Genomic DNA, 25,022 nt, shown 5'->3' on the forward strand with positions numbered 1-25,022 from the left:
GCTTTTTTTGTATCCATTTTGGAAAAGGTATAAAAATTATCTAGATTTGGTAAATAATAAATTCGAAAGCTAAGTCATTTATTATCTGAATGGTTTAGCTTTTTTTTGCAATTTGCTTTTTTAAAAAAACCCTTATTACTTATTTTGGCTTACCCCTCTTTTTGTTTGTTGTTAGATAATAAAAAAACCAAACTGCTTTATAATAAAACAATTTGGATATAAGCGGTTTTTTTTGATGTGTTAAATCAAAACAACGAAGCTTATTTTTTTGATTAAATTTTTGTTTTCGGGTCGTCTATTTTTAGTAGACAGACCCATATTTTTTTAAGTGATGGTAGTTTTTTTGTTTTTGTTGCAATTTAATTTATTTTTTGGATTTATCGCAACTTAACATAATAATTAGCAATGCCATAAAACAAACTTCAAGGTATCATTTTTTTAACTTTTGTGCAATAGTGAGTTTGTAAATGTTTTTTTAAGAGATAAAAAAAGCAATTGGCTTTAAATTGTTTTTAGCAATTATCTTTTTTTGTTTCATTTTTGAGTAATCATAATTGCTTAAATATCATCATCGAGTTGGTAATCGTAAAGAGTTTTAATCCCTGTCACCCCATCAGGCCAATATTGTTGCACGTGGGTTAATTGACCTAATTCGTTGTAACTATAGTTATATTTAAAATTATTACTATTTTGAGGGTTGTATTCTTGTTTAACAATGATTTGTCCTAGTAAGTTATATGTATATTTATAACTTCTGGCTTGGATTCCATCAGATTGATAACATTTTTTGTCAATAATTTGGCCGGCATAATTATAAATTAAATGACACTGATTAGCGTTAGTTCCATCTGGATTATAATATTGTAAAGAGGTGACTTTTCCGTCGTTATTATAAACATATTGTCGGTTGCCTTCTCTTTTGATCTCCGCTCGAGAGCCGTTAGAAAGATAATTTTGTTTTATTTTTGCTCCTCGTGGAAAAACATCAAAGATGATGTAATCATTGATAATCTGGGTGCTATTTTCTTTTGCGGTCAATTCTAGGTGGATGGTGCGAAGTTTTGTGTTTAATTTTTTTTGGCTTTTTCGCGTTCTAAGGCAGTAGGATTGCTAGTTTTATTTTCTAATTGATAAATTGGTGCATTGACCCACCAAAACAAAGACCAAGTTATCAAAACCAAAAGAATCATTAAAATTAATTTAAAGTAAAAAAAGTATTTTTTGTTAGTCATTTAGTTCTTTCAAAGTGTTATTTGTAATAGTTACTATTACAATTTAATTATATAATTTTTTTCTCCCGATAATACTTGGATAATTAATAAAAGTAATTTTTTTCAACTACAAGAGTTAAAAAAGACTATCTTTGTAGATAGCCTTAATTTTTTGATGGACACAAAAATATCTTAAATTAGTTTTTTTTGTTTCACTTGATTGTATATTGTGAAAGTTTTTAGTTTTTTTGCGGTAATAAAAGTAATTTTTTCGTTTCTTATTTTAGGAGAATTAATAATTGAAATCATAGTGCCTTTTTTTTCAAATACAATTTAATACCCATAAATCAGTTTATCTACAGTCGCTTAGGTGGGAGTTTGAACTTTTTGTTTGTAGAATAAAAATGGCTTGAGTTTTAGTTTTTGTGCAAGTATTTAATGCTTCTTTTTTTGTTGGTAGTATCAATAATTCTAACATCATTGATTAATGATAAATTAGTTTAGTTTAAAATTATATTTAATGTTATTTAATTTAGGTTTTTACTTTCTTTACGCAAAAAAGCAATAGTTATCCTAGTTGCTTGAATCAAAATATTTAGCAGCAATGCTTTTCTGCTTGCCAGCCGCCAAATTAAAACTTATAAACGGTTAAAGTTATAGTCGAAATGCTTACGATAATAATTTGTTCTTTAATCCCCACCGGACCAAAAAACGAAACCACCTAAAAACAAAAAATAAATCCACAAAAAAACAAGCTAAATTGTTTATTAAATTAAAATAAACAGTTTAGCTTTTTTTGTTTTCTAAACTGTGGAAAGGAGAAAAAAATAATGAAAAATCAAATTGAAGAATTAGAAAAAAATTTGCAAATCCTTACAGCCAAGGAGCGCGAAAACATAAATTATTCGAAAAAATTCGCACGTTGGGCGGAAGAATATAAATTCGAGGCACAAAAAGTCAAAATCAAGGAAAAAACAATAAAAACTAAAATAGAAGCATTAAAAAAACCAATTAAACCAAGAATAAATAAAAATATCCAAAAAAGGGGAAACAAAAAAAGACTATCTTTGTAGATAGCCTTAATTTTGGTATTGATGAAAATAAAAATATCTTAATTATTCTTTAAAGTTGTGTTATTTACTATTGTTTTGTTACATTAGTAAATACAACATTACCTTTTGCTTTAGTAGAATCTGTTTTCGCAGTAATAGTTGCTTTTTTGTTACTGCCTTCAACATTAAATGTAATTGTTACATCAGTACCTACAGTTAATGAACCATCTTGTTTTAAGAATTTATTTAAAGTGTCTTGGGTTTGAGTTGTAACTTCTGCTTGTGTAACAGTAATTGTTTCAGTTGTAGGTTTTGTGAAATTGCTTAAATCTTGTTTCGTTGATGTAGCTGGAGTTGATGCAGCAGGAGCAGTTCTCACAGTAAATGTAACTTCTACTTCACCAGTAAAATCTTCATGTTTTACTTTTGCTTGGTTTTTGGTAGCATCAGTATCTAAAATAATTGTGAATTTTTCTTTCTTTTTTTGTTCAGCTTTTAACTCTGGCTCAAATGTTTTTTTCAAAACTGCATCTTTAACATTTTCTTCATTTCTTGCATCTATTTCACCTAAATCTCTTTGATTTTCAGCAAAGACAGTGCTTAATGCAGTTCCATTAAAACAAAGCCACCACACTAAACCAATAATTCCTGCAACTATTAATGTTGCACTTACTCCTAAAATTATTTTTTTCTTTTTTGTATCTTTCATTTTTGTAATTCCTTTCTTATTATTTGATTTTTTGAAAAAATCATTATATTTTTATAGACTCATCAATTTAAACAAACAAGCCTTATACTTATTATAACTGTTTTTTTTGATTTTGTAAATATAAATGCTTCACAAAATGAATTAAAATAATATAATAAAAAAACTACCTATCGTTTGAAACAATGAATAATATATCCATAGATAGTTTTTTTGTTTTTTTGCAGTATTAAAAAAAGAAAATCAAGAAATCATTAAATTTATGGTGTTGGGGGTGCGGCAGGTGGTGTTGATGGATTGCCCCAAAGAGAAATTAAATCACTATCGATAAATTCTATAATTTTTGCTTCTGTGGCATGATCGTTTAAAAATTTACATGTTGGACTTTGTAATTTTGCAATAGCAGCTTTAGCTGTTATAAAGATATTTTTTACAATCATTTTTAAAGCGTCTTTCATCCAATTTCCATCTCGAGGTCTTGCTGGAAAATTGGTAACCGCAACTTCAGACCATCGATTAACTCCTAAAACATCTTCAATTAAAAGCGTTATCCATTTTTTAATAAGTCTTCTTTGTGCTGTGTCTTGAAAGGAAGCTATAAAGTTTTCATTTATTGATTCAATCACTTTAGAAGTTAGTAAATTAGTTTTTTCAGTTAAAGAATTTGTTATATTTTCTAAAATAAGTAATGAGTCTTCTACTTTTGCTGAAGAATTTTCGAACCAATCTGTTTGCGCTAATGTTTTTTTTGGGTTATTATCATTATTATTATTTTTACCCCAAACCCTTTGTCCAGATATGAAGAATAAATTACCAAACGACAAGATAATTAACATCAAAACAATTAAATAATTGCGTTTAAAATTAAACTTTTTTAACAATTATAAAACCTCCTAATTTTAAAAATTTACAATTATAGCACTATTTCATCCTGTAATTATATTTTAACAAAAAAAATATTCTTTGATGAAACAAAATTTAATATTTTTCTCTTTGTTTCTTGTTGTTTGCATAAACAAATTAGCCATAATAAGTTTTTTGTCAATCAAAACTTATCAAATGATTAAATATACACTTATACAATATGTAAAAAACTCAAGATTTACTCTGTGAAGTTTTTTGTCTCTAAATTTTTCAATTTACCTATTTTTCTTTATCTTTTTCTATTTTTCTTTTGTCGTTTTTGCTTATTTTTACACTTAATTTTTTCTAATTTCTTTTTTTGGCTCTTTTTTGGGGCATGTTATCCTTTTTGGTTGTTTTTTTGTTTTTAAGATTTAAAAAAATAATTAACCCTTTGGCTTTTAAAATTAAAAAATCATCAATTTTTTTTAAATCATTTAAACTATCTTAAACTCCTTTAGAGTGTAGTATATGGATAGATAAATTGTGCTTTAATAGTTTGTGTGTTTATAAGTCTATGCTGCAATCAGATTTTATCCAAACGTAGCAGGCAAGTTTCTAAACGCACGTCTTTTTTTAAACTTTGGCAAATTTTTGTCTGTCAAACATTAAATTTTTCAACGCTTAGTTGTTTTATCCCCCAAATTGTAGTTTTTTATTTTGTAACTTATTAATTAATTCTACTTTACTTCTTTTAATATGATTTTTTCTTTGTGAGTCTGTATTTGCAGCAAACTTTATTTTGTTTGTTGAAGTTTTTACTCTATGAAGGGTGGTCAATTTAGTCCTGGAAAGTCGATTCTTCTTATTATTCCAAATAAAGTTTTACTCCTCTGACTACTAAAAAGTCTCTTTATCATTGGGCAATAAGGCTTTTAACCCTTATCTGTTAATTTAATAACTACCTTTAGGACTCTCCCAAGTTGCTCTAAATATCTACCCTGTCTTTTAGCCAAACTGACCGTTTGGATTTTGTTGTATTTTTTTCTGACGGTCGGTGAGATTCTAGTTTTTTTGCTTAGTTGATAAACTAACCAAAACTCAAGAAATATCTTATTAGACTCTGGACTGGTCGTGTCAGTAGTTTACGCATTAGGCTTTCTAATTACATCTGTTTTTTTTGCTTAGGCCATTGCAGGCTTTTATCTGTGAAACAATTTGGTCACAAAATCATGCTGATTTTTGCTATTAACTAGTTTCAATCTACTTTTATGAGTTGTTGTAATCCGTTATTATGTTCGAATAATTGACCTACCATATCCATTTAGTGTTTATCGGCGCTAACTATATTAGCTAGATAACTGCGATATTGAGGCATCTTCAATACTCTTTTTTTATTTAATAATTTTTAAAAACTCTTTTATTTTCTTTTTTTTGTTAGTTCGAAAATTTTTTTGTTTTCTTGTGAAAAAAAAGCCCATAAATCAAATTTCTTGATATAATATATAAGTAATATGATATTATTTACTGCTGATGTGGCGAAATGGTAGACGCACTTGACTCAAAATCAAGCGAGTAATCCTCATGTCGGTTCGAGTCCGATCATCAGTACCATAACAATTATTTTAAAAACAATAAATAAAAAACCACATGGGATTCACGTGGTTTTTTATTTATTTTATCTTTTTTGCAAGCAAAATGTTTTATATTTTAACAAAATTAGCCTAGGTGGTATTTGCGTGTCTATTGATTTATTTCAACAATTCATCAAAGAAAATAGCTTTGATCAAAACCATTTTCAAAATCCGCAATTAACAAAAGTTTCAATTGTGAGTCGCGAAGATAAATGGATTTTACATATTAGTTTTCAAAACTTACCTTTGATCTCTGATTTATCGATTTTTTTACAAAAATTAAAACTTTTTATTACAACCAAATATCAAAATCATATTTCAGCAGAATACCAAAACATTATTTCAATTGATTATTGTCTCGATTTTAAAAATTTTGATTATTTAGATTCTTTGGCCGAAAGTTATTATCGTTTCATTCTTCTGCAAGCTAAATTGAAACAAAAATATTTGGATTTAGAGTTTTTTGAAAATGATAATTATCAGATTCAATTTCAAAACGAAAAATTTGTCATTTTTGTTGATACTGAAATGTTTTCGGTTTTAAAAAAGAAACTCCCCCTTTTAAAAGAATTTTTTAGTTCTTTTTATGGTTTAAAAAACGATTTTATTTTAATAAAAGATAATAAAATCAAAACTGCTCAAAAACAAGCAACAATAAAACCACCAAACACCTACCAAACATTTGTTAAAAACGATTTTAATTTTAAAGATGAACAAAAAATGCTAAAGATTAAAGATATTCCTAAATCTAAAGAAGAATTTAACGATTTTGACTACAAATACCCAAAACAAACTTTTATAATTGAAGGACTTTTATCACAACTAATTTCAGAAAGTAATTTCCGTAAATACAATTGGAAAGAATTTTATTTTAGTTGTGTTTTGGAAGAAAATAATGGCTTTTCGATCGAAGACAGAGATGCTATTTTAATTAAATCTAGAGTGACAAAAGAAAAAAAAGAAGAATTATTAAATTACAATATTAAAATGCATCAAAAAATTCAAATTAAAGCCAAAGTTCAATATAGCGTTTGGGACGATGTCCATTTGTTTTTCCATCAAAAAGATATCACTATTTTAGATGAATCTTCTTTGTTTCCAGTTAGAAAAGATCATGGGTTTGCAGGTAAAAAAAGAATTGAATTTCACACTCACACCAAAATGTCGAATCTAGATGCAATTAATAGCGCTAAAGAATATTTACAAACAGCAGTTGCATGGGGTCATAAAGCTATTGCTTTTACCGATCATGATGGTATTTATTCTTATCCCGAAATTTACGAATTTACCAAAGATAAGAAGATCAAACCGATTTATGGGGTTGAACTTGATTTTGTTTCAGAAAAACCGATTTATATTACTAATCAAATCGAAGATAATTTAACACAAGATTTTAATTTAAAAGAAGCAACCTATGTTGTATTTGATTTAGAAACAACAGGTCTTAGTGGTGTTCGTGACAAAATTATTGAAATTGCAGGAGTCAAAATTAAAAAAGGTAAAAAAATTGACGAATTTCAAGTTTTAATTAATCCACAAGAAAAATTAACTTCCACTATTATTAATATCACCAATATTACAGATGAAATGTTGGTAGGCAAAAAAACAATCGATCAAGTGCTGCCTACTTTTCTAGAATTTATTAAAGATTGTGTGTTAGTGGCTCATAATGCTAATTTTGATATAACTTTTTTGAAAGAAAAAATCAAAGAACTTAATTTAGAGTATATGCCACAACCAATTATCGACACATTACCACTATCGCAACGATATTTTAGTGAATTTTTAAAATATTTTTCTTTAAAAAGGATAGCTAGTGTTTTTAAAGTCAAAATGGAAAGCCACCACCGTGCTTTAAGTGATTCTAACGCAACGGCTGAAGTTTTTATCAAAATGATAGATCAATTATCAGACCCTAAAAAAGATCCTAAAAATTTAATCATTACTAATTTTTCGGAGTTAAAAGAGCCAATTGACCTTAAATATCAAAGACCCTATCATATCAACATTTTAGCAGCTAATCAAAAAGGTTATCGCAATCTTTTTGAACTTTTAAGTATGGCTTTGACAAATGGATTTTATAAAACTCCAAGAGTTTTAAAAACGAGTTTGATAAAATATAGAAAAGGACTTCTGATTGGAAGTGGCTGTTACAATAGTGATATTTTTGATATAGCTTTAAATGGTAATAACCAAAAATTAGAAGAAGCCATCTCTTTTTATGATTATATTGAAGTTCAACCGCCTCAAGCCTATAAACATTTAATTTTTGAATTAGGTGTTAAAGGGGAACAAATTATTCAATCAACTTTGATTAAAATAATTGAAGAAGCAAAAAAACAAAATAAAATTGTTATTGCAACCGGAGATGTTCATTATATTCATCCTTGGGAAAAAGATTATCGTCAAATTTATATCAGTGCTAAACAAGTAGGAGGCGGTCTGCACCGATTATCTAAATACAGCAATCATAATTTGCCTGATAACCATCTTTTAACTACTCAAGAAATGCTTGATGCTTTTAGTTTTTTAAAAGATGATGTTTTGGCGCAAGAAATTGTAATCGATAACACCCATTTACTTAATAATAAAATTAAAAGAATTAAAGCCTTCAATGAAGAGTTATTTTCGCTAAAAGATGATGCTTTTAAAAAAACCTTGCATATACCGAGTATTAAAAAAGAACTTAAACGTTTGATTGATATAAAAGTTAAAAATTTATACGGTTCTAACCCGCACCCTTTGATTCAAGAAAGATTAAAACAAGAATTACAAAACATTATTGGTGACGTAAACGACACAAAAAGTAATCAAGAAATTGCTCCTATTTATTATTTATCGCATTTATTAGTTAAAAAATCTTTAGATGATGGTTATTTGGTAGGTTCTAGAGGTTCTATCGGTTCTTCTTTGGTGGCTACCATGTTAGAGATTACTGAAGTTAACCCCTTAAAACCGCATTATCGTTGTCCTAATTGTAAACACACCATTGTTAAGTTAAACCCAGAAGAAAAAATTAAATATGGCCTTTTGGAAGAACAAAGTTACAACGAAGCCTTAGATAAAGTTTTTTCAGGCTATGATTTGGAAAATAAAGATTGTCCTAAATGTCAAACTCCTTTGAAAAAAGATGGTCATGATATTCCTTTTGAAACCTTTTTAGGGTTTGAAGGCAACAAAACTCCCGATATTGATCTTAATTTTGCAGGTGATTATCAAATGCAAGCCCATAATTATATCAAGAGTTTGATGGGTGAAAATAATGCTTTTCGAGCTGGAACCATTCAAACAATCGCAAAAAGAAATGCTTATGGTTATGTCATGGGTTTTATTGAAGAAACCCAAAGAAATTGGCGAAAACAAAAAATATTGCAAATCACAAGCAAGATTGAAGGGGTAAAACGTTCTACTGGGCAACATCCAGGCGGAATTGTCATCGTTCCACCTAATCACAATATTTATGAAATCACTCCAATTCAATTTCCAGCTAATGATGTTAATTCCCAATGGAAAACTACTCATTTTGACTATCATTCATTTGAGAATAATTTATTTAAATTAGATATTTTAGGCCATGATGATCCTATGATGATTAAGTTTTTGATGGATTATGTAAAATTAAATCCAAATAAATTCCCTTTTGATAAAGCTCAAGATATTCCTTTAGATGATCGTCAAATTTATAAATTATTTTCCGAAGATCTTAAAATAACTTCTTATCAAAATGAAATAATTACGATTGATTCTTTAGGGATTCCAGAATTTGGAACTATTTTTGTCAAGCAAATGTTAAAAGATATCAAAAAAAATCATAAAAATTTTATTAATTTTGCTGATTTAGTTAAAATTTCTGGTCTTTCTCATGGAACTGATGTTTGGAATCAAAACGCTAAAGATATTATTAGTCAGACTGGTGATTTTGAGAAATACAAAAATAAAAAAATATCTTTTGATAATATTATTGGGTGTCGTGATGATATTATGTTGCATTTACAAGAAAAAGGCATCGAACCTTTAAAAGCCTTTGACATTATGGAATTCATTCGTAAAGGTAAACCGCAAAGTGATATCGAAAAATGGCAAAACTATAAATCACTGATGCAAGGAAAAGTTGAAGATTGGTATATTGATTCAGCTGAAAAAATCAAATATTTATTCCCGAAAGCTCATGCGACTGCTTATGTGATTATGGCTTTAAGAATTGCTTGGTTCAAAGTGCATGCGCCATTGCTGTTTTATAGTGGTTATTTTTCCAAACGCGCAGAACAATTTGATCATAAAATTATGATCAGCAATGATGTTGTTGCTGTCACTAAAAAAATAGAGGCTTTAAATAAATTAAAAGCAAATAAACAAATCAAAGCTAAAGATGAAATTTTAATTAATACTCTTAAAATTGCTAAAGAAATGTTGCAACGTGGCTTTAAATTTTTAAGTGTCGATTTTAACAAATCAGATATTGATGTTTTTCAAATAGAAAATCATAATTGTTTGAGAATGCCTTTACTTTGTCTTGATGGCTTAGGGGTGATTGCGGCTAATAAAATCGTAGAAGCCAGACAAGAAAAACTTTTCACTAAAGAAGATTTCCGTAGTCGCTCTAAAGTTAATAAAAACATCTTTGAACAAATCAAACAAGAAAATCTTTTAGATTCTTTATAAAATTTGGTTCAAAGTGCATGCGCCATTGCTGTTTTATAGTGGTTATTTTTCTAAACGCGCAGAACAATTTGATCATAAAATTATGATCAGCAATGATGTTGTTGCTGTCACTAAAAAAATAGAGGCTTTAAATAAATTAAAAGCAAATAAACAAATCAAAGCTAAAGATGAAATTTTAATTAATACTCTTAAAATTGCTAAAGAAATGTTGCAACGTGGCTTTAAATTTTTAAGTGTCGATTTTAACAAATCAGATATTGATGTTTTTCAAATAGAAAATCATAATTGTTTGAGAATGCCTTTACTTTGTCTTGATGGCTTAGGGGTGATTGCGGCTAATAAAATCGTAGAAGCCAAACAAGAAAAACACGTCACTAAAGAAGATTTCCGTAGTCGCTCTAAAGTTAATAAAAACATCTTTATTAATTTTTTAACAATCTTTTTTAAAAGTAAACACAAAAAAGGGAGGAATTTGGGTTGATCCAAAAAAAAAGATTAGTATCAGGAATAAAACCAACAGCGGATTTAACTTTAGGCAACTATATCGGCGTTTTACAACCTTTGCTCCAATTGCAAAAAAATTTTAAAAACTTTGAGTTTTATCTTTTTATTGCTGATCTACATGCTCTTACTTTTTATCAAGAACCAGAAAAACTAAAAAGAGAAATCAAAAAAGTAGCAGCTCTTTATTTGGCCTCAGGTTTAGAGCCAGACAAAATAAATTTATTTGTCCAATCAGAAATCATTGAACACCCTTATTTAGGTTATCTTTTGGAATGCAATGCTTATTTTGGTGAACTTCAAAGAATGATTCAATATAAAGAAAAAAGTCAACAAAATAATGATGCCATTAGGACTTCTTTATTTACCTATCCGACATTGATGGCGGCTGATATCTTAATTTATGATGCCAATTTAGTACCAATCGGTCAAGATCAAAAACAACACTTAGAACTAACTAAAAAAATAGCTATTAGGTTTAATCGTTTATATGGAGACACTTTTACAGTGCCCGAACCATTTTTTAATTCTTTGGGGACTAAAATTAAAGCTTTACAAAATCCTTTAAAAAAAATGAGTAAAAGCGATAACGAAAATAATAAAAATTATATTTTACTTTTAGATGATCCTAAAACAATTAAGAAAAAAATTGCTCAAGCTGTGACTGATTCTGAAAAAATAATTAAATATGATCCACAAAATAAGCCCAGTATTTCAAATTTTTTAACTATCTATGCCTCCTTAAGGCAAGCTAGTGTTTTAGAAGTTGAAAAAGAATTTCAATCATCTTCTTATAAAGATTTAAAAGATAAAGTTTATGAGTCGATTATAGAATTTATAATCCCCTTACAACAAAAATTCTATCAATTAATTGATAGTCCTCAATTAGATATAATTTTACAAGCTGGAGCTACAAAAGCTCGCTTGATTGCATCTGAAAAAATCAAAAAAGTACAAAAAAAACTAGGAATTGCTAGAGTTTAAAAGCTAAAAAAATAAGACCACTTTCAAAGTGGTCTTTTGTTTAATTATTGATAATTATTTTTTGCAAAGCTTTCCAAGGGAGCAAAATACAAGTTCTTCTTCCTGGGAAATGACTAAATTGTTTAAACAATAATAAATCTTTTTCCATTTGTAGTTCATCTAAGAATTCGTTATTAATCATATTTAAAAAATTATTGATTTTAGTCAAACCTTCCTTAATGGAATTATTTTTTAAGTAAATCGACATTAAAGAAGCTGAAGCCTTGCAAATAGCACAAGATTGAGTTTCGTATTTAATATCTACTAATTTTTGATCTAAAAGTTTAATTTGTAAAATAATTGAATCCCCGCAAGAAGCATTTTTATAAGATAAACTGATAAAATCATCATCTTTAGACAAACCCCAATTATGGGGGTTTTGATAATGTTTCATGATTAAATCACGATATAATTTATTTGTCTCTAACATCTTACTCCCCTTTTTAATTTTTAAGAAACTGTCATAAAAAAAGCTTGAACTTTTTTTAAATTTTCAATAAAAATATCAACATCTTCTTCATTGTTATGTATTCCTATAGAAATACGCACTACACTAGATTGTTTTATTTTTTTGGCAGTTAAAAAAGCACAACATCTGCCGGTTCTTATATAAATATTTTCTTGAGCTAAAAAAGATTCAACATCATGGGCATGAATTTTATGCAAATTAAAAGTGATAATATTTTCAGCTTGGGGATTATAAATTGTTATTTGAGGAAGTTTCTGTAACTCTTGCATCATTTTTTGATGAATTTGTTTTTCTAATGTTTGAATTGCTTGAAAGCCAATTTCTTCAATCATTTCCAAAGCTTTTTTAAAAGCAATAATGCTTGAAATATTAAGCGTTCCTGATTCAAATTTATAAGGAGAATCGGCAAAAGCAATCTTTTTTAAAGAAAATTCTTGAATCGAATTGCCACCAAAAAAAGTTGGTTTTAATTTCTTTAAAAGATTTTTTTTACCAAATAAAACTCCTACTCCAAAAGGACCATATAATTTATGAGTTGAAAAAGCTAAAAAATCAACATCTAAAGCTTTGACGTCTATTAGCATGTGAGCAACAGACTGAGCAGCATCTAAAATAACTAAAGCATTTTTTTGATGAGCTAAAGAGGTTATTTCTTTGATTGGAGTGGTATACCCTAATAAATTAGAAACATGAGTTAAAGCTACTATCTTAGTTTTATCACTTAAAACTTTGGCAAAATTTTTTACAGTGATTTCGTTTTGATCATTTAAAGGAATAAACTTAATTTTGGCTTTTTTAATCTTAGATTGTTGTACCCAAGGTAAAATCGAAGAATTATGTTCCAATTCTGACGTAATGATTTCATCACCTTCTTGGAGTGTTTCGCCTAGACTTTGCGCTAACAAATTAAGCGCATCGGTTGTTCCTTTGGTAAAGATAATTTCTTCAGACGAAGAATTAAGAAATTTAGCGGTTTTTTTTCTTGTTTCATCTAATAGTAAAGTATTTTGAAAAGATTTATTGCTCATGCCGTTATCATTATAAAAAGAAGTTAATTCATCTATGACTTTTTTAGGTTTCAAAGAGGTAGCTGCATTATCGAAATAAACAAGCTTAGGATTAGTTACAAGAAGCGGAAAAAGAGAGCGAAAAGGGTTTGTTGACATTATTATTAAACCTTCTTTATTTGAAAAAAATATTAAAATAAATTAAAAAAATGCTTCAATTAATTAAAAAAAATCAAAGCATTGTTTTTTTTACTTTTTTTCAAAAGTATGTATTTATTAAATAAAGTAGTTTCTTTGGTGATTAGGTAGTCAGGATTTTTTATCTGTTGGTTAAAGATTTTAATATTACCTTTTTTGATAAACTCACGTGCTTCACTTTTTGAAGTCGTTAATTTTGTTTTAACCAAAGCATCAACTAAGAAAATAGAATCTAATTGAGTCGAATAACAAAATAAAGTTTTTTCTAACAAAAGAAAATCTTCTTGCATTAAAACCTTTTTTTTGTTAGAAAATAATAATTCGTTAGTTTTTAGACAATCTTGTAAAACTTTCGGAGAATAAATTAAATTAATGATGTTTTTAGCTAAAGCCATTTGGCCTAAACGTTTTTGAGGATTTTGCAAGGTTTGTTTTTCTAGTTCTAAAATTTCTTTTTTTGAAATCAAAGTGAGGGTTTTTAAATAATTAATAATTTCTGCATCACCAACATTTAAAAAATATTGATAAATCTCATAAGGAGAAGTTTTTTCGGGATTTAACCACAAGACACCTTGTTCGCTTTTGCCAAATTTAGTGCCGTTAGCATTTAACAAAAGAGGAGTACTGATGCCAAAAGCATTATGTTTTACTTCTAATTTTCTAATCAATTCTAAACCACTTGTAATGTTGCCCCATTGATCAGATCCACCTAATTGCAACTGCACACCGTGATTTTTATATAAATAGTAATAATCTAGGGATTGTAAAATCATATAAGTGAATTCAGTGAAAGAAATACCAGAAGATAATCTTTTAGCTACCGTTTGTTTTGCTAGCATATAATTAAGGTTAAAAAGTTTACCATATTTTCTTAAAAAAGTAATTACATCTAATTTAGAAAGCCATTCATAATTGTTGACAAATTCTATTCTTTGATCAGATAAAATTGCTTTGAATTGTTTTTCAATGCTTTGAGCGTTTTTTAATGACTTTTCTAAAGATAATAATTTTCTTTCTTCTGTTTCTTTCGGATCGCCAATTAAACCAGTAGCTCCACCAACTAAAATAACAGGTAAATGTCCTTGTTGTTGTAATAACAATATCATTGTTATTTGAACTAAATGACCGACAGTTAAAGAATCAGCAGTTGGATCAAAACCACAATAAAATTTAATTTTTCCATGATCTAAAAGCTGTTTTAATTCTTCTTCATTGTTGCAATCTTTAATTAAATTTCGCCACTTTAATTCTTCATAAAAAGACATTTAAAATCTCCCCCTGTTTTATAATGGTAAGTATTAAAAATATGTTTTAATAAATTTGAAAAAAGTTATCTTTTTTCTTTAATACGAGAAGCTTTAGAAGACAGGTTACGAACGTAATGCAACTTAGCACGACGAACAATTCCACGACGAACCACTTCTATTTTTTCGTTATTAGGGGAGTGCACAGGAAAAGTAAGTTCAACCCCTACTCCGGCAAATATTTTTCTAACAGTAAAAGTTTCTGACATCAATCTGCCTTGACGTTTGATGACTAAACCTTCAAAGATTTGAACTCTTTTGCGATTCCCTTCATCGATTTTAATAAAAACTTGAACAATATCTCCAGCTTTAAAAAAAGGTATTTCTTTAAGTTGATGTTGGTTAACTGATTCTATTAAACTTTGTCCTTTTAATTGAGACATGTTTTTTCTCCTTTGGTTTATTTTAGGAAATGTTTTGTAATTCTTGCTTAATTTCTTTTAAAATTTCTTTTTCTTTTGAACTTAATTGTTTTTTTTTCAAAAGATCTGGTCTTTTTTGTAAAGTAATTCTTAAACTTTCTTTTTCTCGCCAAATCCTTATTTTTTCATGATTACCAGATAATAAAACCGAAGGAACTTCTTGGTTTTGGTAACTTTGTGGTCTTGTGTATTGAGGAAATTTTAACAATCCTTGTTGGTGTGAATCAGAAAGATAAGATTCTTGATTAATAACCCCAGGAAGAAGGCGCACAATAGCATCAACTACAACAGTTGCAGCAATCTCTCCTCCGGTCAAAACATAATCACCTATTGAAATTTCTTGATCGACGTATTTTAAAATTCTTGCATCAATCCCTTCATAGTTACCACATAAAATAATTAAATGAGACTCTTTTAAAGCAAAATCAGTTGCTTGCGATTGATTAAAAATTATTCCTTGAGGTGATAATAAAATAACTTTGCTTTTAGGAGATTTAATTTTTTGAAGACAATCAAAAAAAGGAGGAAAAGAAAGCAACATTCCAGCTCCTCCTCCATAAATACAATCATCTACTTGATGATGTTTATTAACGCTGTATTTTCTTAAATCATGTATCTTTATTTGCACTTTGTTTTTTTCTAAAGCTCTTTTGATGATAGAATTATCACAAAAACTTTTAAAAAAGAGAGGAAAAATGGTTATAATTTCGATAATCATAATTTAACGTTACTTTCGTTATGTTGATAAGTTAAAAAATTTATTTTTCAGTGCTTTGAGAGTTTGTGACAAATTTATCTTTTTTTAATATTTTTTTTACTGTTTTTGTCATTTGAGCGCCGTCTGATAGCCATTTTTGAATTTTATTGTGATCTAATTTGATAATGTTTAAAATAGTGTCATAAGTGCCTAAAATTTCTAAAAATTTACCATCTCTAGCGTTTCTAGACTCGCTAGCAACAACCCTATAAAAAGGTCTTTTGTGTACTCCAAAACGTTGTAAACGCATTTTAATAGCCATTATTAATAATAACCTACTTTCATTTTTTTAATTTGAATTAATTTTTGAAATTAACAATTTCTTACTAAATATTATTACATAAAAAATGTTAATTGTCAAGCTTTTTTATTATTTTTTCAATTTTTAAAAACTAATTTTATTTATAGGGATCTTAGTTAAATAACCGTTAATAAAATCATCAAGATTGCCATCCATTACTTGCTCTAATTGAAAATTTTCTTGATTAGTGCGGTGGTCTTTGACCATTTTATAAGGATGAAAAACATAACTTCTAATTTGTGAACCCCAGCCAATTTCTTTTTGATCGCTTTGGAATTGTTTAACGGTTTCTTCTTTTTGTTCTTTCAAAGCTAATTGAAATAACTTGGTTTTTAACATTTGTAAAGCTTTTTCACGGTTTTTAATTTGACTTCGTTCATTTTGACAACCAACAACTAATCCGGTTGGTAAATGGGTAATTCTTACTGCTGAATCGGTCGTGTTGACGTGTTGTCCGCCAGCGCCACTACTTCTAAAGACATCGATTTTTAAATCTTCTGGTTTGACATTAATCTTAATTTCATCTTTGATTTCAGGTAACACATCACAAGAAACAAAAGAAGTGTGTCGTTTGGCATTAGAATCAAAAGGAGAAACCCTAACTAAGCGATGTACTCCTTTTTCAGCCTTTAGATAACCGTAAGCAAAATCGCCTTTGACTAATAAAGTAGCCGATTTAATCCCAGCTTCATCTCCAGATTGATAATCAAGGATTTCTGTTTTAAAATTCTTTTTGATTGCGTATTTTTGATACATGCGAAACAGCATTTCGCACCAATCTTGCGATTCGGTTCCGCCTGCTCCAGGGTGAAAAATTAAAATAGCATTATCATTATCATATGGTTGATTTAAAAAAATTTTAATTTTAAAATCCGAAACTGCTTGGGCTAGGTTTTTTAATTCTTCTTCTAAAAAAGCAGTTTCATTATTTTGGTCATCTTCTAAATTAAAAAAAGTTACTAAATCTTGATAATTATTTTCTAAAGTGGTTAAAATATCTTTTTTTTCTTGCAAGTCATTAAATTTTTGGTTAATTTTAATTGCTTTTTGGGGGTCATTCCAAAAAGATGGCTTTTGCATCAAGTCGTTAAGTTTTTGCAAAGTTTGATTAGTTTTGGTTAAATTAAGAGCGGTTTTTAAATCTTTAAGGTTTTGGGAAATGTTTTCTAATTTTTGATTAATTTCGTATTTTTCCATAAATTAATTCCAAGGTTTTTTAGTAACGCGCACTTTTCTTCTTTTTTTGGTGATATTTTTGTCTGAACTGCTATCATTTAAAATTATTTTTTGTTCTTTTGGCATTTTTTGGAAACTTTGCTCAAAAGAAAATTTTAAAACCGTAGTAGTGATATCTGTAGCTATTTGATGAATCATTTTATTGAAAAAGATTTGTCCTTCTTTTTGGTACTCAATGAAAGAATCTTGTTGTCCGTAACTAACAAAGCCAATTCCTTGCCTTAAAATACTCATATCATTAATATGACGTTTATAATGAGTATCGATTATTTTTAACATAATCCATCTTAGAGCTTGAGCAAAATATTGATTTTGTTCCTCTTCTTTTGCGAAAACAGCTTTTTGGTTTTCAAAAATAACAGTAATTTTATCTAATAAGTGTTTTTTAAATTCAACTAAACTTTTATTTTTAGAATTATTAAATATCGCTTGTATTTCTTTTAAATCAAAAGTATTTTTTGCAAAAAAGTTTTTCTCTAAAAAAAGAATTAAATCTTCGGCTTGATTAGGGTTTTTTTGATTGGAAAAATAAGGAAGCATAGCTTGATTAATAGTTTTTTCAACCAAATTAAAAGCTATTTTTTCTGGTTCAAGGCTATTTAGAATGTCTTTTCTTTGACCGTAGATAATTTCTCTTTGAATTCGTAAAATATCGTCGTATTTTAACAGATATTTCCGATAATCAAAATTGGAAGATTCGACTTTTTTTTGGATTTTGGTAAAAAATTTAGTTACCATTTTAGAAGAGGTTTTTTTATCATTAGTATTAATTTGTTGCAAAAAAGAAATAATTTTTTCTATTCTATTTCCACCAAATCTTTGAGCTAGTTCGTCTTCGCTGGAAATAAAAAAGCGAGAATAACCAGGATCTCCTTGACGACCGGCACGTCCTCTTAATTGGTTATCAATTCTTCTTGATTCATGTCTTTCTGTTCCTAAAACCGCCAAACCTCCTAATTCAACAACGCCTTCACCTAAGCGAATATCAGTTCCTCTTCCTGCCATATTGGTAGCTATTGTAACTGAGTTTTTTAATCCAGCTTTGGCGATAATATCAGCTTCTTTAAAATGGTTTTTGGCATTAAGGATTTCGTGTTTGATTAAATGTTTTTTAAGTTTTTTGGAAATAATTTCAGAAACTTCAACCGTAGTTGCTCCAATTAAGATTGGTTGTCCTGTTTTATGTCTTTCTAATACTTCTTCAATTAAAGCATCATATTTTTCTTTCATTGAAATAAAAATAAAATCTGGTTCATCAATCCGAATCATAGGAACGTTAGTAGGAATTTCGATGACTTCCATATTATAAATATCTCTAAATTCATCCTCTTCGGTTTTAGCAGTTCCTGTCATTCCAGATAATTTACGATAAAGACGGAAAAAATTTTGGTAGGTGATAGTTGCTCCAATAGAAGTTTCTTCTTTGATTAAAACTCCTTCCTTAGCTTCTAAAGCTTGGTGCAAACCATCACTAAATTGACGTCCTCTTAAAACTCGTCCAGTGAATTGATCGATAATTAAAACTTGATTATTATCTACTAAATAGTCTTTATTTTTATGCATCGTAAAAAAAGCTTTTAAGGCGTTTTTGATATGATGAAGAAGTGAGGCATGCTCGACATTATATAAGTTTTCAATTTGAAAAAAAAGTTCGGCTTTATTGATACCTTCTTCAGTTAATTCAATTGTTTTGCTTTCTAATTCAACCAAATAATGTTGGCTTTTGAGAGTTTTTACAAAACGCTGAGCTTCTTTATATAAATTTTTAGTTTCTTTTACGCTTTGAGAAATGATTAAAGGTGTACGCGCTTCATCGATTAAAATAGAATCTACTTCATCGACGATAGCGTAACTATAAGGTCGTTTCATCACTAAGTTGTCAGCTTCAATTTCCATATTGTCTCTTAAATAATCAAATCCAAGTTCGGAATTAGTAGCATAAAGGATGTCACATAAGTAAGCTTTTTGTTTCTCTTTGTTATCACTATCTTTAATGTTAAGTCCAACCGAAAGACCTAAAAAACGAAAAACTTCACCAATATTACCTTCGAATTCTCTTTTGGCTAAATATTCATTCACTGTTACAATGTGAACCGGTTCTCCACTTAAAGCATTAAGATAAGCAGGCATAACAGCAGTCAAAGTTTTACCTTCCCCAGTTTTCATTTCGGCAATATTGCCTTGATGTAAAATAATAGCTCCTAAGATTTGGACATAATAAGGTGTTAGTCCTGTTACTCTTTTAGCAGCTTCCCTAGCTAAAGCATAAGCTTCAGGTAATAATTGGTTTAAACTTTCTCCTTTTTGATATCTTTCTTTGAATTCATTAGTTTTAATAACAAAATCACTATCTTGCAATAAAGACATTTTTTCACTTAGATTTTGGACTTTGTTGGCTATCACTCTAGCTTTTCTTAAGGATGATTTAGAAGAATTAAATATTTTTTTTAAAAAATTAAACATAATGATTTTAATTCCTTTTTTTTATTTTTTTTCTTTTAATTTAAATATTTTTCAAAATTAACTCTTAATTAACTCATGATTTAATCACTTAGTCAATTTTTTTAATTTTTTTTCTCAAGAAAAGATAAAGAAAAAAATTAAAAAAAATAAACATCAATAACATTATACCTTTTTTAATGTCAAAAGGAACAATTTTTAAAAAAACAACCAAATAATACTAATAATTTTTTCAATTTATAAAAATTAAGTTTTCATTTTGCCCTTTTTTTCGATTATTTTATATTTTTGTTAGGTTTATAAGTTTTAGAAAGTTTACCTAAAGTGTCATAAACATCAATCAAACAAGTTTTGTGCGAACTATCAAAAAAGTTAGTTCTAATTTTGTTGCCAGTTTTCGGATCAAATTGGGTAATATTTTTAATAAAACCATCGCGAGCAATGTTAAATGAAAGTCCTATTCGTTTTAGTTCTGGTGACGAATACCCAAACTCTTGGATTAATTTTGACGAACAATTAAGGTTTAAGCATTTTTGAGGAGTAATTTTAAGTTCTCTTAACTCTAAACCTATGTTCGGTAATTGAATTAATTCATGAATTGTAAAACCGGCTTCTTTTAATTCTTTAATGGTACAACCAGCGTTTTTAAAATCTTGGAGAGTGTAGTTGGCATTCATTAAGTCTTTAATTTTTACTCCAGCAAATAAAAGTTGTTCCAAAGAAAATCCTTTTTCTTTTAATTCATCAAGCGTATAACCAGCTTCGATTAATTCTTGAGCAGTAAAACGTAGATTTTTTAATTCTTCAATTAAATAACCAGCTTCTTTTAATTGTAAGATAGAAATACCATATTGATTTAATTCTTGCGGAGTATAACCGGTTTCTCGAAATTCTTGTAAACTGAAATTAGCCTCTTTTAATAATTCTTTGATTGAATATGAAGCTAGTTTTAATTCAGCCAAACTAAAACCCATTTCTTTTAAGTCGCGCGCACTAAAATTTGCATCATGTAATTCTTGCGGAGTATAACCGATCGCTTTGAAACCATATAGCGGAAATAAAGCATATCTGAATTGTATTGCACTAAAACCTGCATCATGTAATTCTTGCGGGCCAACACCAAGATAAAGCATTAGTTCTTTAACACTGAAGCCAGCTTTTTTTAATTGTAAAAGATTAAGACCAGCTTCTAATTTAATTCTATTAATTGTATATTTGAACCTTAGTTCTAAAGGGGTATATCCGATTTGAATTAAATTAAAAATAGTGTAGCCATTTTGTTCTAATTCACTCAATTCAACAAAGTGTTTTTTGAAATCTTTGGCTTGATAACCGATTTGCTGAAAAATTTTATTATCAAGTTTAAGTTCGATCAGTTCTTTTGGGGTATAAACGTTTTTCAAATCTTTAGGAGTATATCCTGTTTCGATCATTTCGTGAGGAGTGTAACCGGCTTTTTTCAAAGCTTTTGTTTGGTATTCAGCCAATCTTAACTCTTGTATACTAAAACCTCCTTGTTTTAATTGTTTAGCACAAAATTTAGCTTTTTTTAATTGACAAGCGGTATAGCCTTTTTGTTTGAGTTCGTAAACACTAATTCCTTTTTTTTTAAAGTTCTTGATTTCGTTAATTATTTTTTGATCGATATCATCTTTACTTTTTTCTAAATTTTTTAGCTGAAAGTTTGAATTTGCTTCAAGTTCTAAATTTGGCTTTTCTAATTTTTTATCAAGACAAATCATTTTTTCTTCTGGTTTTAAAATTTGACTTATAGAAACTGATTCATTTGTTAGATTATCTACATAAAAAAAATTAAAAGCAGAAATTATTGCAAATAATAAAGTAATCAAAAACATTAGAATAAAGTAAATATAACGTTTTTTGGCATAAATATTAAAACCCATTTTAAAACATTTCTATTGTTTATACATTTAATATTCTACGAATATTTTTCATTTAGTTCATAGTTAAAAACAAACACATTATTATTATAACTCATTATAGATTTTATCTAAACTAAAATAGTAAGTTTTTGCCTATATTTTAATTTTTTTCAAAATTTGACATATTTACATTGTTTTAGGGTAGTAAAGATGCTATTATTAACTAAATTAACCATTTGCCAAAGTAGTAAAAATCTTTGACAATATAAAATCGGTTATCTAAATGAAAAAATAGAATAAATAATTACAGTAAATTCTAGGAGCGGATTGAGTCGAAAGAATTATAAATAATACGATAAATATAAGCAAATTCTAATATAGATAATCTCTAAAATAAGGCTAAAAAACAAAGTGATGTAATAACTAATTTGTTGTTAAAATTCCTATAATTGCAGTAATCACAATAACAATTAATATAAATTTAAAGGACACCGAAAAAACCTAAATATCATGCTATCTAACCAATAACCAGTGTCGATAAACATTGAATTGATATGGTTAGTTGAAGGCGTTATAAAAAAACTATAACTGTAAATGTTTTTGTTATTTATTTTTATATATTTTATATATTTTATATATTTTATATATTTTATATATTTTATATATTTTATCCTTGTTTTTTGCTTTTGTTTTTGTTATAATCGGAAATGTAAGAATATTTTATTATTTTTAATTTTTACGTTTATTATCAAAAATAACATAAATAAACGAAGAACATTTAATGGACTTTTTTTATCTTTATTCGAAAAAATTTTTTTGAATAAAGAAATTTTTTGATTTCATTCAAATGATGATACTATATTTTCAAAATTTTTGATTCTAATAATATTAATTTATACGGATAGATTAATTGCGTTTCAACAATGGGATTTGTGTTTCCATTGTATGTATTACAATCAGCCCCCGTCCAAACCGTACGAGCAAGTTTCCAAGCATACGGCTTTCCATAATTTACTCCCTTTCGAGAACTAATTTTGCCTTACGGCTGATTAGCTATTTATTCTTTTTTGTTCTTTTATTTTGTTATTTAATCTGATATCATGCATTTGTTGGTTCGTAATATTTCTATGACAATCTATGCATAACACTTTTGTACTCTTATTCATCACGCTTTTGCGGTTTTCATTGCGAACCGTACCAATGTGATGGATTTGAAGTTGGGTTGTTTTGCCGCATTTCTCACATATTTCCGCTTTAAGGCGGTCTGTTAGATTCGTACGACCTTGGAATAGATAAGGATTGATGATGATATCGGGATTTTTCTTACAACTACGCATTTTCTTAATCTTATCCCAAGGGTAAACAATCCATGACTCATATCTGGTTTTCCCTTTGTTTAAATAAGGAATTGACCAAGTTGTGCTACGATTAAACTTTTTTCGCACTTTGGCAATTGCCGTTTTGTGTTTCCTTGCCAAAGTTTTCAAACAACTATACTCAGCTAGATAGGTTAGATGGGTTAATGCATTTAGATTGTTAGCTAAACAAAAGTATTGGATGATTCCACGTACGATTGTCTTATAAGTGCGTATTATTTCTAATTCGTCCCTATTTGCTAATGTTTCATCATGCTTAACCTTTCCTCTTCTTAACCAATTGTATTCATATCCATATTCCTTGGCTTTTGCTTTGGGAACTTGGATTTGTACCCGACCGTTTAGGGATTTTTTGTGGGTTTTTTCGGTGAGTTTACTACTGGTTGGATTTACCCTAATCATGTAGGATAGAAACCTTGTGCCCTTATTGGCTTTTACAATTTTTGATTTATCTTTACTAACTGTCAGTTTTAAATCTTGTTCTAGCCATTGAGTCACTTGGTTTTTAATAGTTTCAGCTTTGTCATATTTCCCTTTAATTCCTATGATAAAATCATCGGCATATCGGATATATTCAACTCTTGTTTTTGGATTTAGGTTAATTTGACTATCAATCCCCAATTTATGATGCATTCCCTGACGGTATGTTTTTCCATATCCTGGGTTTGCTTTCCTTATTGGTGTTCCTTCTTTAATTAGTTCGTCCATTTTGATGTCAATGTAATGTAAATATACATTGGCAAGTAATGGGGAGATGATTCCTCCTTGTGGAGAACCAGATAAAGATTCGTATTTGATGCCATCTTTCATGAACCCAGCTTTTAACCACTTGTTAATGGTTGAAAGAGTTTTATTCTTGCGTATAAACTTCGTCAAGGTTTTCATAAGAGTTTCATGATTGATTGTGTCAAAATAACCTTTAAGGTCAATTTTGATGATATAATCAATTCCCTTAAATCTCTGTTTGACGCGTTTGATTGCATCAAGACAGGATTTTTTGGTTCTAAATCCAAAACTCCATTCTAAGAATTGATTTTCAAGATAAGGAGTTAAGAGTTGTTCAAGGCTTCTTTGGACTATTCTATCTTTTATGGTAGGTATTCCAAGAGGTCTAACCTTATCGTTGTCTTTGGGAATGAATATTCTTTTAACAGGCTTTGGATTGTACTTGTTACTGATGTATTCCTTGTGATATCTTTCTAATTTTTTAAGATTGAGACTGTCAATTGTATTACCATCAATTCCAGGTGTACCCGCACCTTTGTTGGTTGCAATTTTGTTAAATGCAATTAACGTGTTATGTAGATTATTCATTCCTTGCTGTAATTCTCTTTTTAGAGGATAGTTATTTGTAGAACAATATAGGATCTTATTCAATGTTCGCGAAAGCTTAGTTTCATTTGAAACAGTTGTTGACATATTTATCAACTCCTTCCTTGATTACAGTGAATAAATAGTAAATTACTAGCTACTTTCGCCTTGTAAAGGTTATTAACCTTCGCCCTGGTGGGTCATTTTGTTAGCATATTCCAATGTTAACTTTGAATTATCCACGACTATTAAATAGCTTCTTTATCCTTGAGCGTCTCGGCATTTATTCCTTGACTTGTTAATTAAATAACTAGCTTTTAGGATTCTCCAAGTTACTCTAAATATCTACCTTTGTCCTTTAGGTGAAGTAACCGCTTATGTTTTAACGTCTTTCCTGACTGTCGGTGAGATTCCAGGCTTTCTGTTAATTAGATAAACTAACCAAGACAAATAATATATCCTGTTAGACTCTGGACTATACGGCTTCAGTAGTTTGCGTATTAGGTTCTAAGATTACATCTGCTTTCCTTCTTAGACCATTTCAGGCTTATCCATGGGACAATTTGGTGGCGGTATCCTCTTGACTAACTACTTCGTCTCAATCCGCTTTTATGGTCTGCTGTAATCCATTATTCTTTCGTTTAACGGACCGACCATATCCATTCA

General features: G+C 28.5%; 18 protein-coding genes and 1 tRNA gene. 5 read left to right on the forward strand and 14 right to left on the reverse strand.

From position 1 onward, the window contains the following. Nucleotides 1–558: 558 nt before the first annotated feature. Together psc1_RS02460 and psc1_RS02465 are read right to left on the reverse strand one after the other, a co-directional pair. Nucleotides 559–1,038 carry a hypothetical protein gene (locus psc1_RS02460; RefSeq protein ID WP_373400964.1) on the reverse strand — a complete coding sequence of 160 codons (480 nt, stop codon included), beginning with the start codon at nt 1,036–1,038 and terminating at the stop codon, nt 559–561. Nucleotides 1,039–1,067: 29 nt separating this feature from the next. Then, on the reverse strand, nt 1,068–1,232 hold the full coding sequence (locus tag psc1_RS02465) for a hypothetical protein (RefSeq protein ID WP_373375576.1): 165 nt from the start codon (nt 1,230–1,232) through the stop codon (nt 1,068–1,070). A gap of 809 nt (nt 1,233–2,041) precedes the next feature. Here psc1_RS02465 and psc1_RS02470 point away from each other — a divergent pair. Further along, nucleotides 2,042–2,284, forward strand: coding sequence for a hypothetical protein (locus psc1_RS02470; RefSeq protein WP_373375523.1), 243 nt, complete (start codon nt 2,042–2,044; stop codon nt 2,282–2,284). Nucleotides 2,285–2,351: 67 nt separating this feature from the next. On the opposite strand, the gene psc1_RS02475 is transcribed toward psc1_RS02470, so the two are convergent. Further along, the gene (locus psc1_RS02475) at nt 2,352–2,972 is read right to left on the reverse strand and encodes a hypothetical protein (protein ID WP_373375524.1); all 621 of its coding nucleotides are present in this window, start codon (nt 2,970–2,972) and stop codon (nt 2,352–2,354) included. 257 nt (nt 2,973–3,229) lie between these two features. Next, nucleotides 3,230–3,850, reverse strand: a complete 621-nt coding sequence (locus psc1_RS02480) for a hypothetical protein (protein WP_373375525.1) — start codon at nt 3,848–3,850, stop codon at nt 3,230–3,232. Nucleotides 3,851–5,341: 1,491 nt separating this feature from the next. Here psc1_RS02480 and psc1_RS02485 point away from each other — a divergent pair. The 4 genes from psc1_RS02485 to trpS all read left to right on the forward strand — a co-directional run bounded on the left by psc1_RS02485 (nt 5,342) and on the right by trpS (nt 11,593). Then, nucleotides 5,342–5,426 (forward strand) — tRNA-Leu (locus psc1_RS02485). A 125-nt stretch (nt 5,427–5,551) separates the two neighbouring features. Continuing rightward, nucleotides 5,552–10,108 carry a PolC-type DNA polymerase III gene (locus psc1_RS02490; RefSeq protein WP_373375526.1) on the forward strand — a complete coding sequence of 1,519 codons (4,557 nt, stop codon included), beginning with the start codon at nt 5,552–5,554 and terminating at the stop codon, nt 10,106–10,108. 25 nt (nt 10,109–10,133) lie between these two features. Next, nucleotides 10,134–10,589: a hypothetical protein gene (locus psc1_RS02495; protein WP_373400965.1), complete on the forward strand. Its 456-nt coding sequence runs from the start codon at nt 10,134–10,136 to the stop codon at nt 10,587–10,589. Further along, entirely contained in the window at nt 10,589–11,593 is a 1,005-nt protein-coding gene (gene trpS, locus psc1_RS02500) for a tryptophan--tRNA ligase (RefSeq protein ID WP_373375762.1), read from the forward strand. The genes psc1_RS02495 and trpS overlap by 1 nt, the downstream gene beginning before the upstream one ends. Before the next feature lie 40 nt (nt 11,594–11,633). Here the strand turns inward: trpS and sufU are convergent, their stop codons facing one another. From sufU to ltrA, 10 genes are all read right to left on the reverse strand, one after another. Further along, complete coding sequence (gene sufU, locus psc1_RS02505) at nt 11,634–12,062, reverse strand: Fe-S cluster assembly sulfur transfer protein SufU (RefSeq protein ID WP_023161539.1); 429 nt, start codon at nt 12,060–12,062, stop codon at nt 11,634–11,636. 20 nt (nt 12,063–12,082) lie between these two features. Next, a complete protein-coding gene (locus psc1_RS02510; RefSeq protein ID WP_122225536.1) occupies nt 12,083–13,267 on the reverse strand; it encodes an aminotransferase class V-fold PLP-dependent enzyme in 1,185 nt (394 codons plus the stop codon). A gap of 59 nt (nt 13,268–13,326) precedes the next feature. Continuing rightward, complete coding sequence (tyrS, locus tag psc1_RS02515) at nt 13,327–14,571, reverse strand: tyrosine--tRNA ligase (RefSeq protein ID WP_373375528.1); 1,245 nt, start codon at nt 14,569–14,571, stop codon at nt 13,327–13,329. A 65-nt stretch (nt 14,572–14,636) separates the two neighbouring features. Next, nucleotides 14,637–14,993, reverse strand: coding sequence for a 50S ribosomal protein L19 (gene rplS, locus psc1_RS02520; RefSeq protein WP_023161576.1), 357 nt, complete (start codon nt 14,991–14,993; stop codon nt 14,637–14,639). Nucleotides 14,994–15,015: 22 nt separating this feature from the next. Next, nucleotides 15,016–15,750: a tRNA (guanosine(37)-N1)-methyltransferase TrmD gene (trmD, locus tag psc1_RS02525; RefSeq protein WP_023161575.1), complete on the reverse strand. Its 735-nt coding sequence runs from the start codon at nt 15,748–15,750 to the stop codon at nt 15,016–15,018. 40 nt (nt 15,751–15,790) lie between these two features. Further along, nucleotides 15,791–16,051: a 30S ribosomal protein S16 gene (rpsP, locus tag psc1_RS02530; RefSeq protein WP_023161574.1), complete on the reverse strand. Its 261-nt coding sequence runs from the start codon at nt 16,049–16,051 to the stop codon at nt 15,791–15,793. Between the two features lie 123 nt (nt 16,052–16,174). Further along, nucleotides 16,175–17,287 carry a peptide chain release factor 2 gene (prfB, locus tag psc1_RS02535; protein WP_023161573.1) on the reverse strand — a complete coding sequence of 371 codons (1,113 nt, stop codon included), beginning with the start codon at nt 17,285–17,287 and terminating at the stop codon, nt 16,175–16,177. 3 nt (nt 17,288–17,290) lie between these two features. After that, nucleotides 17,291–19,789, reverse strand: coding sequence for a preprotein translocase subunit SecA (gene secA, locus psc1_RS02540; protein ID WP_373375529.1), 2,499 nt, complete (start codon nt 19,787–19,789; stop codon nt 17,291–17,293). Between the two features lie 272 nt (nt 19,790–20,061). Then, nucleotides 20,062–21,690 (reverse strand): hypothetical protein, encoded by a 1,629-nt coding sequence (locus tag psc1_RS02545; protein WP_122225534.1) that lies wholly within the window; start codon nt 21,688–21,690, stop codon nt 20,062–20,064. A 1,028-nt stretch (nt 21,691–22,718) separates the two neighbouring features. Next, nucleotides 22,719–24,464, reverse strand: a complete 1,746-nt coding sequence (gene ltrA / locus psc1_RS02550) for a group II intron reverse transcriptase/maturase (protein WP_373375530.1) — start codon at nt 24,462–24,464, stop codon at nt 22,719–22,721. Nucleotides 24,465–25,022: the final 558 nt, after the last annotated feature.

The organism is Candidatus Phytoplasma solani, from assembly GCF_041729705.1.
Lineage (GTDB): Bacteria > Bacillota_I > Bacilli_A > Acholeplasmatales > Acholeplasmataceae > Phytoplasma > Phytoplasma solani.

Coding starts and splice junctions, on each gene's coding strand:
- tyrS (WP_373375528.1), bottom strand. CDS start 14,571: ATGTCTTTTTATGAAGAATTAAAGTGGCGAAATTTAATTAAAGATTGC.
- psc1_RS02475 (WP_373375524.1), bottom strand. CDS start 2,972: ATGAAAGATACAAAAAAGAAAAAAATAATTTTAGGAGTAAGTGCAACA.
- rpsP (WP_023161574.1), bottom strand. CDS start 16,051: ATGGCTATTAAAATGCGTTTACAACGTTTTGGAGTACACAAAAGACCT.
- psc1_RS02545 (WP_122225534.1), bottom strand. CDS start 21,690: ATGGGTTTTAATATTTATGCCAAAAAACGTTATATTTACTTTATTCTA.
- psc1_RS02465 (WP_373375576.1), bottom strand. CDS start 1,232: ATGACTAACAAAAAATACTTTTTTTACTTTAAATTAATTTTAATGATT.
- sufU (WP_023161539.1), bottom strand. CDS start 12,062: ATGTTAGAGACAAATAAATTATATCGTGATTTAATCATGAAACATTAT.
- prfB (WP_023161573.1), bottom strand. CDS start 17,287: ATGGAAAAATACGAAATTAATCAAAAATTAGAAAACATTTCCCAAAAC.
- psc1_RS02470 (WP_373375523.1), top strand. CDS start 2,042: ATGAAAAATCAAATTGAAGAATTAGAAAAAAATTTGCAAATCCTTACA.
- ltrA (WP_373375530.1), bottom strand. CDS start 24,464: ATGTCAACAACTGTTTCAAATGAAACTAAGCTTTCGCGAACATTGAAT.
- trmD (WP_023161575.1), bottom strand. CDS start 15,750: ATGATTATCGAAATTATAACCATTTTTCCTCTCTTTTTTAAAAGTTTT.
- secA (WP_373375529.1), bottom strand. CDS start 19,789: ATGTTTAATTTTTTAAAAAAAATATTTAATTCTTCTAAATCATCCTTA.
- rplS (WP_023161576.1), bottom strand. CDS start 14,993: ATGTCTCAATTAAAAGGACAAAGTTTAATAGAATCAGTTAACCAACAT.
- psc1_RS02510 (WP_122225536.1), bottom strand. CDS start 13,267: ATGTCAACAAACCCTTTTCGCTCTCTTTTTCCGCTTCTTGTAACTAAT.